This is a genomic window from Alphaproteobacteria bacterium, assembly GCA_035625915.1.
Taxonomy (GTDB): domain Bacteria; phylum Pseudomonadota; class Alphaproteobacteria; order JACZXZ01; family JACZXZ01; genus DATDHA01.
Genome location: DASPOR010000098.1, coordinates 1 through 14,113, shown reverse-complemented (window position 1 = coordinate 14,113; position 14,113 = coordinate 1). Strand labels below are relative to the sequence as shown.

Genomic DNA, 14,113 nt, shown 5'->3' with positions numbered 1-14,113 from the left:
CGAGGCCTACACGGCGATTGCCCGAAAATATTGGGCGCTCGCAAAGGTCGACCACAAAATCTCGCTCAAATTGGCGCCCGCGACACAATCCCTTGATGAGCTTATCAAAACCGGCCATTCCGGCACTTTCGACTTTGCATTCATCGATGCTGATAAACCAAATTATGGAAAATACTACGAGTGCTGCCTGACGCTGCTGAGACCCGGCGGCCTTATCGCCGTGGACAACGTCCTATGGAGTGGAGCCGTGGCCGATTCGCGCAAACGGGATGCCGACACCACGGCACTCCGCGCCTTCAACGCACGCCTCAAGCGGGACAAACGGGTCGACATCGCCATGCTGGCTATTGGCGACGGTCTAACGCTGGCGCGAAAGCGCTGAGGCGACCGCACGTCCCTCCCTTGTGCGCCGCCTCATCCGGCGCACAAGCCTTTTTCAGCGCTGGAAGATCGGATGGTCGACGATGTCGCCCGTGTGGATCTCAAGCCGTGAGGCGGTGCCGCTGTTGACCTCGAGCACCGCCAGCACCGGCTCACCCGACGATATAGGCGTGAGCGACCCTGGAACCGCCCGCTCGACGATACGGACAATGCGCCCCGTCTTGTCGATGAAGAGCATATCGAGCGGGATCAGCGTGTTCTTCATCCAGAACGCGACGATTTGCGGCTCCTTGAAGTCGAACAGCATGCCAGCATCGGGCGCAAGCGAGCTGCGGAACATGAGGCCCATTTCGCGCTCCGCCGGCGTGTTGGCGAGTTCAACGGTGAAGCTCAGTTGCTTGCCCTCCCCGGTCACGATCGTCAACGAAGATGTGGGGAGTTCGGCTGCATGGAGCGCCGAAGTGAAGAGCAATGCCACGACGACAAGGCATTGCCGCGGCCAGGATGGGAGCATTTCGGGCATCCTCGACTTACGTCAGTCTTGCAAGGTCCGTGCGGCGATTTCGCGAATTTCCGGCCTGATCGGCCCGCGCCTTGGCGCGTCCGCCAAGTGCTTGAACCAGTGTTCGGGTGGATTGCGGCCCTGGCTGCGATGCCAGACCAGGGTGCGCAATACCGCCTCGGCCTCGGCCGGCAGATGCGCGGGGATCGTGTATCCGCGCAGGGTCGCCCAGACGCCGGCCCAGCATCGGGCCACTGCCCAAGGATTGTAACCGCCGCCGCCCAGCACGATCATGCGCGGCGCAATCGTCATCGCACCCCTTACCGCGCGCCAAAGGGCGTTGTTGGATAGCTCGAGCTTGCTCATGGGATCGTCTGCGAGGGCATCGCAGCCCCCTTGCATGACGACGACCTGGGGCCGGAATCGCGATGCGAGCGGAAAGACGGCACGCTCGAGAAGGAACTCGAATTCCTCGTCGTTCAGGCCGCGCGGAACCGGGATATTCCGCGCGGCACCACCCGCCCGATCGTCGATCGCCCCCGTGTGCGGCCACCGTCCCGCCTCATGGACGGAGATCATCAGCACGCGCGACTCGCCGGCAAAGGCATCCTGCACGCCGTCGCAATGATGGGCGTCGATGTCGAGGTAAAGCACGCGCGCTACCCCGCTATCGAGCAAGGCTTGGATGCCGAGGACCGGATCGTTCAGATAGCAAAAGCCGCTCGCCCTGTCGGGCCTGCCGTGGTGCGTTCCGCCCGCGGGATGGTACACAATCTCGGAACCGGCGCTGAGGAGATCGACGGCCTTGAGCGTGCCGCCACACGCGGTTGCCGGCCGACGAAAGATTTCCGCAAAAACCGGGTTGCCGTTGATGCCGATATGGTAACGCGCCTTGGTCTCTTCGGGCACGCGCTGACATTCCTCGGCGGCGATGAGGGCCGCGACATAATCGGCGGTGTGAAATCGCCTGAGCTGCTCGGGTGTCGCGCACGGGCTGTCGATGTAGACGTCCTCGGTCAGCCAGCCGAGGCTACGGCAAAGATCGATGCATGCGGACACCCGTGAAATCGCGAGCGGATGCTTCGAGCCGTAGGTCGAGCGACGGTAGATCTCGCTTCCGATGAATAGTCGCGAGGCGGGCATGGCGCGAACCTAAGGGACCGCATACCGGAAAACAACCGCTACCTTCCTTCACCCGATCGTCCGTGCAAACCCGCGAATGCTTGCCGTGGTCATGGCGGGGGGATAGTCTCTGCCATGTCTCAACCGCCCGACGCGGCGGATGATTTTCGAGGGAAATTGCATGGACATGACCGGCGAGTATCGGATCGCGGCACCACGCCAACGGGTGTGGGAGGCCCTCAATGATCCCGAATTTCTCAAGCAGTCGATTCCCGGTTGCGAGTCCCTCGAGAGGTCGGGGCCGGACGAATTCACGGCAAAAGTCGTCGCGAAGGTCGGCCCTGTAAAGGCCACCTTCACGGGTGTGGTAACACTCTCGGACCTCGACCCACCGAAGAGCTACAAGATCTCCGGCGAAGGCAAAGGAGGTGCTGCGGGCTTTGCGCGCGGTGGTGCTGAAGTCGCACTCGAAGAAGACAGCGGCGCTACGATCCTTCGCTATAAGGCCAGCGCAAATGTGGGTGGCAAGCTCGCGCAAATCGGCTCGCGGCTCATCGACAGCACGGCCAAGAAATTGTCGGATGATTTTTTCGGCAAGTTCGCCGAATTGCTGTCGACGGGAGGGGCACAGCCAGCACCTGCCCCCGCCGAAGCCGCGCCGACCCCTGTCCCCGCCCAAGGGGCGCCGGAGAGGCCGCCACAGCGGCAGAAAGGCCTTTCGCCGGCCGTGTGGATCGGCGCCGTTGTGATCGTTATCATTCTATTGCTCATCGCTTTTGCGTGAAGAGCCGAAGGATCGGCCCAACGCAGCAGGGTCACACGGGGCCGTCATGGCCGGACGCGATCCGCAGGACGCCGCGAACAGCATTGCGAAACGCGCTGTCGTAATTCACGCCGCTGATCCGCCATTGATATTCGACGCCGTGCCAGCGCGTGCGCCATGCTCCGACCCAACCGGGCAGGGTCGGATCGAAGGTGAGCGTGCCGGCGACGGGTACTTCGTTGGGGGCGCTCTCCGCCGGTAATTCTGGAACTTGGCCGATCGTGACACCCCACGCCGCGAACTCGGCATCGGTTGGAAATCGAGCTTTAAGGCCGTCGTCGCTCGCAAGGCTAGCGAACGCAGCCCGTTGGTCGGCCCCCGCGGAATTTTCCGCACTCAAGAGATAGGATGCCGAAGTGCTGTGCACGGTAAGGATCGGCACCACGATGGGTCGTTCCCCACGCCAGGGTTCCTCGCCCAGATCCAAGAGCGTTTTGTCGATCCGTCCGGGATCGAAGTTTACGGTAAGGTTGTAGGATCGATCGTAGGTCCCCTGATCGTCATGGACCTTTTGCGCCGCCTTTGGGTCGACATAATTGAACGACGTAACGAACGCATCGGCACGGGAGGCAAGTTCCGCAACGCGTGGATCCTCGCGCAGCCGCGGCTCCCCCGACACTTTCACAAGCACATCGCGGAAGCATTCCGCGAATCCCTTCGGTCGGCTGCGCATGTCGGTGCCCGTAACGATCTCCATGGCTTGGTAGAGACCGCTCATAGTCTCCGCTTCATCCGCGAGTGCCCCGGAGGCGAGGAGGATCGCCGTAGGGACGATTTGCAGTGCCAAGGCCATGAGGGGCGGCCGCCGGCGGAGCCGATTCTTCATCGCCTGTCTCCGGTTCTTGTTCGCGTGCGAAACCGTACCTTAAGACACCCACGGGTCAACCAGTATTATACAGATAGACGGTTACATTTCAAAAGCAAAACGTGACGGGCGTTTTGTCCGCCGAATGACAGGAGGCGCGGCCCTTGAATGCAATTCTGCTCGACGTGCTGCGAACTGACTTGTTCGCACCCATCGCCACTGCGACGAAATTTCTCGCTGCCGCACCTTGACTGGCGCGCGCTCGGCGGCCCACACTACGACCCAAGATGCTTGGCCCGATGTCACGGGCCGCAATTCGAATAAGCTCTGGGAGGGGTCATGACTGCTGTCTCGGTTTCCTTGACGGTGAACGGAAAGCCTGTCTCTGAAACGGTCGAAGCGCGCACGTTGCTGGTTCAGCTCCTGCGCGAAAATCTTCGCCTCACGGGGACTCACGTCGGTTGCGATACGAGCCAGTGCGGCGCCTGCGTCGTGCATGTCGACGGCCGCTCCGTCAAAAGCTGCACCCTGCTCGCGGTACAGGCCGAGGGCGCCAAGGTCACGACCATCGAAGGGCTCGCCAACGGCGGCAAACTGCATCCGATGCAGGAAGCGTTCCGGGAGAACCACGGTCTGCAGTGCGGGTTTTGTACGCCCGGGATGGTGATGAGCGCCATCGACCTCGTGAAGCACAATCCCGACCCCAGCGAGCGCGAGGTGCGCGAGTGGCTCGAGGGCAACATCTGCCGCTGCACGGGCTACCACAACATCGTCAAATCTATTCGCGCTGGTGCTGCCGCCATGAGGGGGAAGTGACATGCCTGACAGTGGGATCGGCGCCGCCGTACGGCGCAAGGAAGATGCCAGGTTCCTGACGGGCCGCGGCACTTATACCGACGACATCAATCGCCCAGGGCAGACCTACGCGCACATCCTGCGTTCGCCGCACGCGCACGCGAAAATCACCAAGATCGACACGGCCAAAGCCCTCAAGGTGCCGGGTGTCATCGCGATCTTCACGGGGGCGGACTTTGCGGCCGACAAACATGGCGGGCTGCCCTGCGGCTGGCTCGTCCACAGCAAGGATGGTTCGCCCATGGTCGAGCCACCTCATCCCCCACTCGCGGTCGATCGCGTCCGCCACGTGGGCGATCAGGTCGCCCTTATCGTCGCAGAGAGCCGGGCGGCGGCGCGCGATGGTGCCGAACTCGTCGAGGTGACCTATCAGGAACTGCCGGCAGCCGTGACAATCGCGGAGGCACTCAAGCCCGGCGCTCCGCAGGTGTGGGAGCAGGCGGCGAACAACACTTGCTACGATTGGCAGATCGGCGATCCCGTGGCGGCGGACGCGGCATTCAAGGGCGCTTTCAAGGTCGCAAAAGTCGATCTTGTCAACAACCGGCTCATCCCGAATGCAATAGAGCCGCGTGCTGCGATCGGCGAGTACGACGTAGCATCCGACATGCACACGCTCTACACAACGAGCCAGAATCCCCACGTGATCCGGCTGCTCATGGGCGCTTTCGTGCTGGGCATTCCGGAAAACAAGCTTCGCGTCGTCGCCCCCGACGTGGGCGGGGGCTTCGGCTCCAAGATCTTCCACTACGCCGAGGAAGCACTCGTCACCTGGGCGGCCAAGAAGGTCGGGCGGCCGATCAAATGGACCGCGGATCGCTCCGAGTCCTTCATGAGCGACGCGCATGGGCGCGATCATGTGACCCACGCCGAACTGGCCCTCGACAAAGACGGCAAGTTCCTTGCCTTCAAGGTCGCGACCAAGGCCAACCTCGGTGCCTATCTATCGACCTTTGCACCCTGCGTGCCGACATACCTTTATGGAACGCTGCTCGCCGGCAACTATGCGACCCCGGCGATCCACTGTTCGGTGCGGGCGGTCTTTACCCATACCGTGCCGGTCGACGCCTATCGCGGCGCCGGACGGCCGGAAGCGACCTACGTCATCGAGCGCGTGGTCGAAGAGGCGGCGAACGTCATGGGAATGGATCGCGCGGAGATTCGGCGCAGAAACTATGTGCCGCGCGACAAGTTCCCGTACCAAACGCCGGTTGCACTTCAATACGACATCGGCGATTACCATACGACGCTCGATCAGGCGCTCAAGGCCAGCGACTATGCCGGCTTCGCAAAGCGGCGCGATGAGTCGAAGAATGCCGGCAAGCTTCGCGGACTCGGCATTGCAAGCTACATCGAGGCGTGCGGTATTGCGCCGTCGGCCGTGGTTGGCTCGCTCGGCGCGCGGGCGGGCCTTTACGAGTCGGCGGCGGTGCGCGTGCACCCGACCGGGTCCGTGACGGTCTATACGGGCTCGCACAGCCACGGCCAAGGGCACGAAACGACGTTCTCGCAGCTCGTGTCCTCGACCCTCGGCGTGCCGATTGAAAACGTCGATATCGTCCATGGCGACACGGATAAGATTCCCTTCGGCATGGGTACCTACGGTTCGCGCTCCCTCGCCGTCGGCGGATCCGCGATCTTCCATGCGATGCAAAAGGTCATCGCGAAGGGAAAGAAGATCGCAGCGCATCTTCTAGAGGCGGCCGAAGCCGACATTGAGTTCTCGAACGGCGAGTTTCGGGTTGCCGGCACCGACAAGAAGAAAACCCTGACCGAGATTTCGCTTACGGCCTATGTGCCGCACAATTACCCAAAAGGCCTCGAGCCCGGCCTCGAGGAGCAAAGCTTCTACGATCCGGCGAATTTCACCTATCCCGCCGGCACTTACGTTTCCGAAGTGGAGATCGATCCCGAAACGGGGACGGTCACGATCGCCCGTTTCACGGCCGCGGACGATTTCGGCCGGGTCATCAACCCCATGATCGTCGAAGGTCAAGTCCACGGTGGAATTGCGCAAGGTGTCGGACAAGCGCTACTCGAGAGTTGCGTTTACGACGCGAAGTCGGGTCAGCTTCTGACCGGATCGTATCTCGACTACACCATGCCGCGGGCCGATTGTTTGCCTTCCTTCACGGTCGGGACGAACGTAACACCCTGCACTCACAATCCCCTCGGGGTGAAGGGCTGCGGAGAAGCGGGTGCGATCGGAACACCCGCGTGCATCATGAGTGCAGTTCTCGATGCCCTCCGTCCCCTTGGCGTGAAAAGTCTCGATATGCCGGCCACGCCCGAGAAGATCTGGCGCGCGATCCAGGACGCCAAGATGCCGAAAGCGGCCGAGTAGAGGAGGAATTCAGCGATGTACGATTTCAACTACCATCGGCCGAAAAGCCTTGCGGACGTCGCAAAGACGTTGGCGGGCAAGGACGAGGCCAAGCTCGTCGCGGGCGGAATGACTCTCATCCCGACCTTGAAGCAGCGCCTGGCGCGGCCATCCGATCTCGTCGATCTCGGTTTGGTCGGGGAACTCAAGGGAATCAAGAAGGACGGAAACGCGGTGGTTATTGGTGCGATGACCACCCATGCCGATGTTGCGGCTTCCGCCGAGGTGAAAAAGGCAATCCCAGCGCTCGCGGCCCTCGCCGACGGCATCGGAGACCCGCAGGTGCGCAATCGAGGCACCATCGGCGGCTCGATCGCCAATGCCGATCCGGCGGCCGATTATCCCGCCGGTGTTGTCGCCCTGGGTGCCACCATCGTTACGAACAAGCGCAAGATCGCCGCCGACGATTTTTTCAAGGGCCTTTTCGAGACCGCGCTTCAGGCCGACGAAATCGTCACCGCCGTCAGCTTCCCCATCCCCGAAAAATCTGGTTACGCGAAATTTCCAAACCCCGCCTCGCGCTACGCGGTTGTCGGCGTCTTCGTCTCGAAGGCCGGCGGCGCCGTTCGCGTCGCGGTCACCGGTGCGGGTCCGTCTGTGTTCCGTCTCAAGGACGCCGAAGCGGCGTTGGGTAAGAGCTTTTCGGCCGCAGCACTCGACGGGCTCAAAGTGAAGGCCGACGGCCTCAACGCCGACATCCATGCGAGTGCTGAGTACCGCGCCCACCTCGTCGGCGTGATGGCGAAGCGGGCGGTCCAGGCGGCCGGCTGATCCCATGCCACGCGGCCATGCCGGTTCCGCCGCGACAATGGACACGGTGCCGTCGCGTTCCGATTGCCCGTCGCCGTCGTCGTCCCGACTCCGCGCGGGGGAACTTTCGCGCGGGATTTCGGCGCGCACATGAATCTTCCCGACACGGTCGAGCAAACGCACGCATTGCTGGCCGGCGGCCGCTACGTCGCCGACCGTAGCTGCGCCACCTCGGTCTTCCTCGCACTCAAGCTCGGTCGTCCGCTGTTCCTCGAAGGCGAAGCGGGCGTCGGCAAGACCGAGATCGCCAAGGTGCTCGCCGAGACGCTTGGACGGCGGCTTGTGCGCCTTCAATGCTACGAAGGTCTCGACGTCGCCTCCGCAGTCTACGAATGGAACTACTCGCGTCAGATGATCGAGATCAGGCTTGCGGAGGCGGCGGGCCAGAAGGATCGCGACACCCTCGCCCAGGACATATTTTCGGAGCGGTTCCTGATCAAGCGGCCACTTCTTCAATCGCTCGAGCCGGACTCAGCCGGTGCGCCCGTACTTCTGATCGACGAACTCGACCGGGCCGATGAGCCGTTCGAAGCCTACCTTCTCGAAGTCCTGTCGGATTTTCAGATCACGATTCCCGAGATCGGCTCGATGCGCGCCGAACGACCCCCAATCGTGGTTATCACGTCGAACCGCACGCGCGAAATTCACGACGCACTCAAGCGACGCTGTTTCTATTATTGGGTTGACTATCCCAGTGCCGCACGGGAGCTCGAAATCCTGCGGCTCAAAGCGCCGACCGCACCGGTCGAGCTCTCACGTCAGGTGGTCGGGTTCGTGCAGTCGCTTCGCCGGCGCGATCTCTTCAAGCTACCCGGTATCGCCGAGACAATCGATTGGGCCCATGCATTGACCCAGCTCGACGTTATCGCCCTCGACCAACGTTCGGTCGACAATACCCTCGGCGTCCTTCTCAAATATCAGGACGACATCGCGAAGATTCAGGGTAGCGAAGCGGCTGCGATCCTGGCACAGGTCCAAGCCGAGCTTGCCGCCAACGAAGCGGCAGAGCACAAAGAACGCCAGCCGGCGTGAGCGCTGCCGGCCCAATAGGAGCCGACCCGTCGAAGGTTCCGGCATGACCGTGGGTTCCGTAGAATCCGAACCGGAGGGCGGCAAGCTCGTTGCCAACCTGATGCACTTCGCTCGCGTGCTTCGCCGCGCCGGCCTCCCGATCGGGCCCGGCCGCGTGTTGGCCGCGGTCGATGCCGTTCGCGCCGTCGGCATCACAAGCCGCGAGGATTTCTATTGGACGCTCCACGCCGTCTTCGTGAACCGGCGCGAACATCGCCAGATCTTCGATCAAGCATTCCACATTTTTTGGCGCAATCCGAAGCTGCTCGAGCGGATGATGAGTCTTATGCTGCCAACCGTGCGCGTGCCCGAAGGCGAAGGGCACGAAGACATGCCAAGCCGACGCCTCGTGGAAGCGCTTTCCGCCGACGCGCCCGGTCGCGGCGACGCGGAGGACGAGGCACGCGAACCTGAAATCGTGGCCGATGCCGCCCTCACCTATTCCGATCGCGAGATCCTCCAGAAGATGGATTTCGAGCAAATGACGAGCGAGGAGATGCGCACGGCGAAGGCCGTCATGGCGCGAATACGCCTGCCGATCATGAAAACGCCGACCCGGCGGTTCCGCGCCGATCCGACGGGACGACGGATCGACATGCGCGCCACCTTGCGCGCGAGCCTTCGCGGTGGGGGCCAAGATATCGATCTCAGGCACCGAAGTCGGCGCGAGCGTCACCCGCCCATTGTCGTGCTGTGCGACATCTCGGGCTCGATGAGCCGCTATTCACGAATGCTGCTGCATTTCCTCCACGCGCTCACGAACGACCGCGATCGCGTTCATACGTTTCTCTTCGGAACCCGGCTTACCAACATCACCCGCCATTTGCGTCAGCGCGACGTGGACGTCGCGCTCGACCGGGTCGCGAACGCGGTCGAGGACTGGTCGGGCGGAACGCGGATCGGGGCAAGCCTCGGGGATTTCAACCGGCACTGGTCGCGTCGAGTGCTCGGGCAGGGTGCCGTCCTTCTCTTCATTTCGGACGGTCTCGATCGCGACGCCGGCGAAGGCCTCGCGGAGGAGATGGAGCGACTTCACAAATCCTGCAGGCGACTTATCTGGCTTAATCCGCTGCTGCGTTACGAAGGCTTTGAGCCGAAGTCCCTTGGCATGAGGGCAATTCTGCCCCATGTCGACGATTTCAGAACGGTGCATAATCTCGAGAGCCTGACGCAGCTCGCGGAAGCGCTCGGCGAGGCCGGCGCGCGGCGCGAGGAAGGTGTTAGCCGCTGGCTTGGAGGAAGAGCATGACCGAAGGACAGCAGGATATACTTGCCCTGGCTCGCGACTGGCGTAATCGGGGTCGAGGGGTGGCGATTGCAACCGTGGTCTCGACCTGGGGCTCGTCGCCTCGGCCGGTGGGTAGCCAGCTTGTCGTGGACGAAAAGGGCGTGATGGAAGGTTCGGTCTCGGGCGGCTGCATTGAAGGTGCGGTCGTGACCGAGGCGCTGGCCGCTATCGCCGACGGCAAACCCCGACTCCTCGATTTTGGCGTCTCCGACGAGCAGGCATGGGAAGTTGGCCTCGCATGCGGGGGCAAGGTGCAAGTATTCGTCGAGAGGATGGAATGAAGCGCGCGATCCTCGATGCCCTTCTCGAGGCACGGGGCAAGAAACTGCCTGCGGCACTTGCAACCGATCTCAAGTCCGGTTCGCAGGCGCTCGTCACGCTGAGCGCCGTGACGGGTGGGCTCGATCTGAACCGGGCAGAGCTTGCGAATGTGCGGAGTGCGATCCGCGACGATCGAAGCCAGACGTTCGACGCAAACGCACGTCGCATTTTCGCGCAGGTGTTCAACCCGCCCCTTCGCATGGTGGTCGTCGGTGCTGTGCATATCGCCCAATCGCTCGCCCCGATCGCGAGCCTTGCCGGGTACGCGGTGATGGTGGTCGATCCGCGCCGCGCCTTTGCGACAGGCGAGCGTTTTCCCAATGTCGAGATCACCCACGACTGGCCGGACGATGCGCTCATGCGCCTTGTACCCGATCGACGCACTGCGGTCGTGACCCTCACCCACGATCCCAAGATCGACGATCCCGCACTCGAGGCGGCGTTGCGCTCCGACGCATTTTATATCGGCGCACTCGGGAGCACACGCACCCACGCAAAGCGCCTCGCTCGTCTCAAGGAGAGCGGCTTCGACGACGCCGATCTAGGGCGCATTCATGGCCCGGCCGGTCTTTCGATCGGCGCCAAGTCGCCCGCGGAAATCGCCATTGCGATCATGGCCCAAGTGACCGGAGTGCTGCACGCGAAGGAGTTAGCAGCGAAGAGTTCGGTCAAGGAGCTCGGTCGGGCATGATCTTCGACGAAATCCCGCTCGAGGAGGCGGAGGGTGCGATCCTCGCGCATTCGTTGCGCGTGGGAAAGGGGATCTACAAGAAAGGGCGCAAGCTGTCGCCAGACGATATCGCAGCACTGCGCGAAGGCGGCTATCGAAGCGTGGTCGGGGCCAGGATCGAACCTGATGAAATGCCCGAGGACGCCGCCGCCGCGGCGGTGGCGAACGCATCGGCTGGCGCCCATGTGACCGTGAGCCGCGCCTTCACCGGCCGCTGCAACCTCTTCGCCGAGGTGCGTGGGATCGCCGTCATCGATCGGGCACGCGTCGACAGTCTCAATCTCGTCGATGAAGCGATCACCATCGCGACCGTAACACCGTTCGAGCCCGTCGAGCCGCGTCAGATGGTAGCCACGATCAAGATCATACCGTTTGCCGCAGCACGCTCGACGATCGAGCGGTGTCGCGAGATCGCGCGCACCGGCGGTCCTCTCGTGCAGGTGGCGCCATTTCTCGTCAAGTCCGCTGGTCTCGTCCAAACGCGCCTCCCAGGAACCAAGGAAAGCGTCCTCGACAAGGGGCGGAATGTTCTTGAGGTTCGGCTCGACTCCTACGGCAGCAGGCTCGCGAGCGAAATCCGTTGCGGGCACGATGCGGGCGAAATCGCTGCAGCGATAAAGGCGCTCCGGGGACAAGGATGCGATCCCATATTCGTCTCCGGGGCATCCGCGATCGTCGATCGGCGCGATGTGGTCCCGCGCGGCATCGAAAATGCCGGCGGTGCCGTGCTCCACTTCGGCATGCCCGTCGACCCCGGCAATCTGCTGTTGGTCGCCACGTTGGACGGGCATATCCCGGTCGTGGGCCTTCCGGGCTGCGCCCGCTCGCCCAAGTTCAATGGCTTTGACTGGGTGCTTTGGCGACTCCTCGCCGGGCTGCCGATTGGCCGCGAGGATCTCGCCCGCATGGGCGCCGGCGGTCTTTTGGGGGAGGTTGAAACACGGGGGTTGCCGCGCGCCCAGGCGACGTCGGCACCCGGCACCCAATCCGGCGTTCACGAGCCGAAGGTAGCAGCCATCGTTCTAGCGGCCGGGCTCTCGCGTCGGATGGGCAAGGCGAACAAGCTTCTCGCAGAGATTGATGGCGGCACCATGGTGGCGCGCGTCTTGGATGCGGTCACGGCGTCGCATGCGTCGCCTATTATCGTCGTGACCGGCCATGAGGCCGAGCGTGTGGAGGAGGCGCTTGCCGCGCGCCGCATCACGTTCGTTCGCAATCCGGAATATGAAGAGGGCCTTGCGAGTTCCGTCCGCCACGGTATTGCGGCACTGTCCAATGACGTGGACGGTGCGCTCATTTGCCTCGGCGACATGCCGCGCATCCGGACCGCACAGCTCGACCGGCTCATCGCGGCGTTCAACCCGACCGAAGGCCGCGCCATCTGCGTTCCCACTTTTCGAGGCAAGCGCGGCAATCCGATCCTCCTCGCACGCCGCTTCTTTCCCGAGATGCAGCGCCTCAAAGGCGACAGCGGTGCGCGCCACCTGATCGGCCAATACCATGAAGTCGTATTTGAGGTCGAAATGGACGACGACGGTGTGCTGGTCGATATCGATTCTCCCGACAAGCTCGTCAAGCTCCGAGCCCAAGGAACCGTCGCCGCATCATGAACGAGGCGCCTTGCAACGGAATCGATGCGCAACGGAGGCCGATTACGTGCTGAAATTTATGAGGCGGCCGTTCGCTCGATCGAGCCCGTGATTGGCGACAACCCGGCGACGATAGGCGTGGTTTGCACCCTGCGCCGACACATCCTGGGGTGCCGAATTTTCAGGCAGGTTTTCGGCGGGCTTCACGTCGCTCGATCGCCGGCGGCGCCGACGGCGCCACCCAAGATACTCGTGTTCGTCACGCACCGCTCGGGTTGCCTCGTCAGCCGGCGGCCCGATCTGAGGTATGCCCTTCGACCGCTCATCACGAGAGGGAGGTGGCGGCAGCGCCAGTCGCTCGACCGGCTTTACGGCGTCGGCATGGGCGCGCGGCGCGGCACCCGCCCCCGCTGGCAGGCGACTGCCCAGGGACGAAATACCGAGAAACACGCTTTCCCGCGCGCTCGTCATCGCATTCGAGACCCACTGCGTACGACTATACCATGCCCAGTATGATGCTGAGAAATACTTACAGCAATCTAAATATTATCAAGTATTATTTCGGATAATTTGAAATAATATTTGGAGTTTATTTTATCTGCATTATCGAAAAGTTTTAGCAATTCGCTTCGCATTCAGGCGCACCGCTAATGCGCGTCACTCAACCGGCACCTTAGAAATTCGTCCACCAGATCGGCCGCACCGTGTTCGAAGAGATCGTTGTGTCCCGCCTCGAGCAGGACCTTGAACTCCTTCGGCTCCGGCGCTGCACCGAAGAGACGTTCGCCGAATTTCCTGGGCACGGTGTCATCGCGCTCGCCGTGAACGATTAGCAACGGACAGGCGATTGCCGGAATTTTCGCAAGGGAGTCGAACCTGTCGCGCACCAGCCAGCGCGCCGGTGTCCACCAGAAGCGTGCGGCGGCGACGTCGACAAGCGAGGTGAAGGGTGCTTCCAGCACGAGTGCCGCCGGCCGGACCAACCGCGCCATCTCGACTGCAACCCCCGTACCGAGGGATTCCCCGTAAAGCACGGTCCTGTTGACGGCGATCCCGCTGCTTGAAAGAAACGCAAGCGCTGCGCGCGCGTCGCTATAGAGCCCGGCTTCGGTCGGGCGGCCGGGATTGCCGCTGTACCCGCGATAGCTCGTCAGCAGGAAACCGTAACCCCGATCGATGAAGAAACGCGCTTTGAAGGCCCGTTCGCCAAGGTGGCCGGCATTGCCATGAAAATAAACGAATGTGGGAAGTGCGTCTTCGGGCGGTTTATACCACGCTGAAAGCGTCGAGCTGTCAGCGGTCGTATAGTGCACCACTCGCATCTCCGGTACACCGGCCGCATCCGGTGTCCCTGGTTTGCCGATGGGGACGAAGACGAGCCGGCGCTGGAACAGATAAAGCGCCCCGTTGACGGCGAGATAGGCGCCCACTGC

The 14,113-nt window shown here is 62.7% G+C and carries 15 protein-coding genes; 10 read left to right on the top strand and 5 right to left on the bottom strand.

What is annotated here, in order from left to right:
- On the top strand, positions 1 to 382 hold a 382-nt coding region (locus VEJ16_07780; GenBank protein HYB09554.1), incomplete at its 5' end, for a class I SAM-dependent methyltransferase.
- Between the two features lie 54 nt (positions 383 to 436).
- Here VEJ16_07780 and VEJ16_07775 read toward each other — a convergent pair.
- Both VEJ16_07775 and VEJ16_07770 read right to left on the bottom strand, forming a co-directional pair.
- Complete coding sequence (locus tag VEJ16_07775; GenBank protein HYB09553.1) at positions 437 to 895, bottom strand: DUF192 domain-containing protein; 459 nt, start codon at positions 893 to 895, stop codon at positions 437 to 439.
- 21 nt (positions 896 to 916) lie between these two features.
- Entirely contained in the window at positions 917 to 2,026 is a 1,110-nt protein-coding gene (locus tag VEJ16_07770) for an acetoin utilization protein AcuC (protein ID HYB09552.1), read from the bottom strand.
- A 160-nt stretch (positions 2,027 to 2,186) separates the two neighbouring features.
- Here VEJ16_07770 and VEJ16_07765 point away from each other — a divergent pair, with 160 nt between their 5' ends.
- Entirely contained in the window at positions 2,187 to 2,789 is a 603-nt protein-coding gene (locus tag VEJ16_07765) for a carbon monoxide dehydrogenase subunit G (GenBank protein ID HYB09551.1), read from the top strand.
- Positions 2,790 to 2,820: 31 nt separating this feature from the next.
- Here VEJ16_07765 and VEJ16_07760 read toward each other — a convergent pair whose 3' ends face one another.
- Complete coding sequence (locus VEJ16_07760; GenBank protein ID HYB09550.1) at positions 2,821 to 3,654, bottom strand: DUF2066 domain-containing protein; 834 nt, start codon at positions 3,652 to 3,654, stop codon at positions 2,821 to 2,823.
- Between the two features lie 318 nt (positions 3,655 to 3,972).
- Between VEJ16_07760 and VEJ16_07755 the strand changes: the two genes are divergently transcribed.
- From VEJ16_07755 to VEJ16_07720, 8 genes are all read left to right on the top strand, one after another.
- A complete protein-coding gene (locus tag VEJ16_07755; GenBank protein ID HYB09549.1) occupies positions 3,973 to 4,449 on the top strand; it encodes a (2Fe-2S)-binding protein in 477 nt (158 codons plus the stop codon).
- A gap of 1 nt (position 4,450) precedes the next feature.
- The gene (locus tag VEJ16_07750) at positions 4,451 to 6,832 is read left to right on the top strand and encodes a xanthine dehydrogenase family protein molybdopterin-binding subunit (GenBank protein ID HYB09548.1); all 2,382 of its coding nucleotides are present in this window, start codon (positions 4,451 to 4,453) and stop codon (positions 6,830 to 6,832) included.
- A 15-nt stretch (positions 6,833 to 6,847) separates the two neighbouring features.
- A complete protein-coding gene (locus VEJ16_07745; GenBank protein ID HYB09547.1) occupies positions 6,848 to 7,642 on the top strand; it encodes a xanthine dehydrogenase family protein subunit M in 795 nt (264 codons plus the stop codon).
- 129 nt (positions 7,643 to 7,771) lie between these two features.
- A complete protein-coding gene (locus tag VEJ16_07740) occupies positions 7,772 to 8,713 on the top strand; it encodes a MoxR family ATPase (protein HYB09546.1) in 942 nt (313 codons plus the stop codon).
- Between the two features lie 43 nt (positions 8,714 to 8,756).
- Entirely contained in the window at positions 8,757 to 10,001 is a 1,245-nt protein-coding gene (locus VEJ16_07735) for a VWA domain-containing protein (GenBank protein HYB09545.1), read from the top strand.
- On the top strand, positions 9,998 to 10,321 hold the full coding sequence (locus VEJ16_07730) for an XdhC family protein (protein HYB09544.1): 324 nt from the start codon (positions 9,998 to 10,000) through the stop codon (positions 10,319 to 10,321). Before VEJ16_07735 ends, VEJ16_07730 begins: the two co-directional genes overlap by 4 nt.
- Positions 10,318 to 11,052, top strand: coding sequence for an XdhC family protein (locus VEJ16_07725; GenBank protein HYB09543.1), 735 nt, complete (start codon positions 10,318 to 10,320; stop codon positions 11,050 to 11,052). The genes VEJ16_07730 and VEJ16_07725 overlap by 4 nt, the downstream gene beginning before the upstream one ends.
- Positions 11,049 to 12,701 (top strand): molybdopterin-binding/glycosyltransferase family 2 protein, encoded by a 1,653-nt coding sequence (locus VEJ16_07720; protein ID HYB09542.1) that lies wholly within the window; start codon positions 11,049 to 11,051, stop codon positions 12,699 to 12,701. Before VEJ16_07725 ends, VEJ16_07720 begins: the two co-directional genes overlap by 4 nt.
- 42 nt (positions 12,702 to 12,743) lie before the next feature.
- On the opposite strand, the gene VEJ16_07715 is transcribed toward VEJ16_07720, so the two are convergent.
- Positions 12,744 to 13,151: a hypothetical protein gene (locus VEJ16_07715; GenBank protein HYB09541.1), complete on the bottom strand. Its 408-nt coding sequence runs from the start codon at positions 13,149 to 13,151 to the stop codon at positions 12,744 to 12,746.
- A gap of 176 nt (positions 13,152 to 13,327) precedes the next feature.
- Positions 13,328 to 14,113, bottom strand: a 786-nt coding sequence (locus VEJ16_07710; protein ID HYB09540.1) for an alpha/beta hydrolase, incomplete at its 5' end; no start/stop codon positions are given.

Excerpts from the sequence above, each read along its gene's own strand:
- VEJ16_07735 (HYB09545.1), top strand. The coding sequence starts at position 8,757 with ATGACCGTGGGTTCCGTAGAATCCGAACCGGAGGGCGGCAAGCTCGTT.
- VEJ16_07725 (HYB09543.1), top strand. The coding sequence starts at position 10,318 with ATGAAGCGCGCGATCCTCGATGCCCTTCTCGAGGCACGGGGCAAGAAA.
- VEJ16_07760 (HYB09550.1), bottom strand. The coding sequence starts at position 3,654 with ATGAAGAATCGGCTCCGCCGGCGGCCGCCCCTCATGGCCTTGGCACTG.
- VEJ16_07765 (HYB09551.1), top strand. The coding sequence starts at position 2,187 with ATGGACATGACCGGCGAGTATCGGATCGCGGCACCACGCCAACGGGTG.
- VEJ16_07750 (HYB09548.1), top strand. The coding sequence starts at position 4,451 with ATGCCTGACAGTGGGATCGGCGCCGCCGTACGGCGCAAGGAAGATGCC.
- VEJ16_07770 (HYB09552.1), bottom strand. The coding sequence starts at position 2,026 with ATGCCCGCCTCGCGACTATTCATCGGAAGCGAGATCTACCGTCGCTCG.
- VEJ16_07720 (HYB09542.1), top strand. The coding sequence starts at position 11,049 with ATGATCTTCGACGAAATCCCGCTCGAGGAGGCGGAGGGTGCGATCCTC.
- VEJ16_07715 (HYB09541.1), bottom strand. The coding sequence starts at position 13,151 with ATGACGAGCGCGCGGGAAAGCGTGTTTCTCGGTATTTCGTCCCTGGGC.
- VEJ16_07775 (HYB09553.1), bottom strand. The coding sequence starts at position 895 with ATGCTCCCATCCTGGCCGCGGCAATGCCTTGTCGTCGTGGCATTGCTC.
- VEJ16_07745 (HYB09547.1), top strand. The coding sequence starts at position 6,848 with ATGTACGATTTCAACTACCATCGGCCGAAAAGCCTTGCGGACGTCGCA.
- VEJ16_07730 (HYB09544.1), top strand. The coding sequence starts at position 9,998 with ATGACCGAAGGACAGCAGGATATACTTGCCCTGGCTCGCGACTGGCGT.
- VEJ16_07740 (HYB09546.1), top strand. The coding sequence starts at position 7,772 with ATGAATCTTCCCGACACGGTCGAGCAAACGCACGCATTGCTGGCCGGC.
- VEJ16_07755 (HYB09549.1), top strand. The coding sequence starts at position 3,973 with ATGACTGCTGTCTCGGTTTCCTTGACGGTGAACGGAAAGCCTGTCTCT.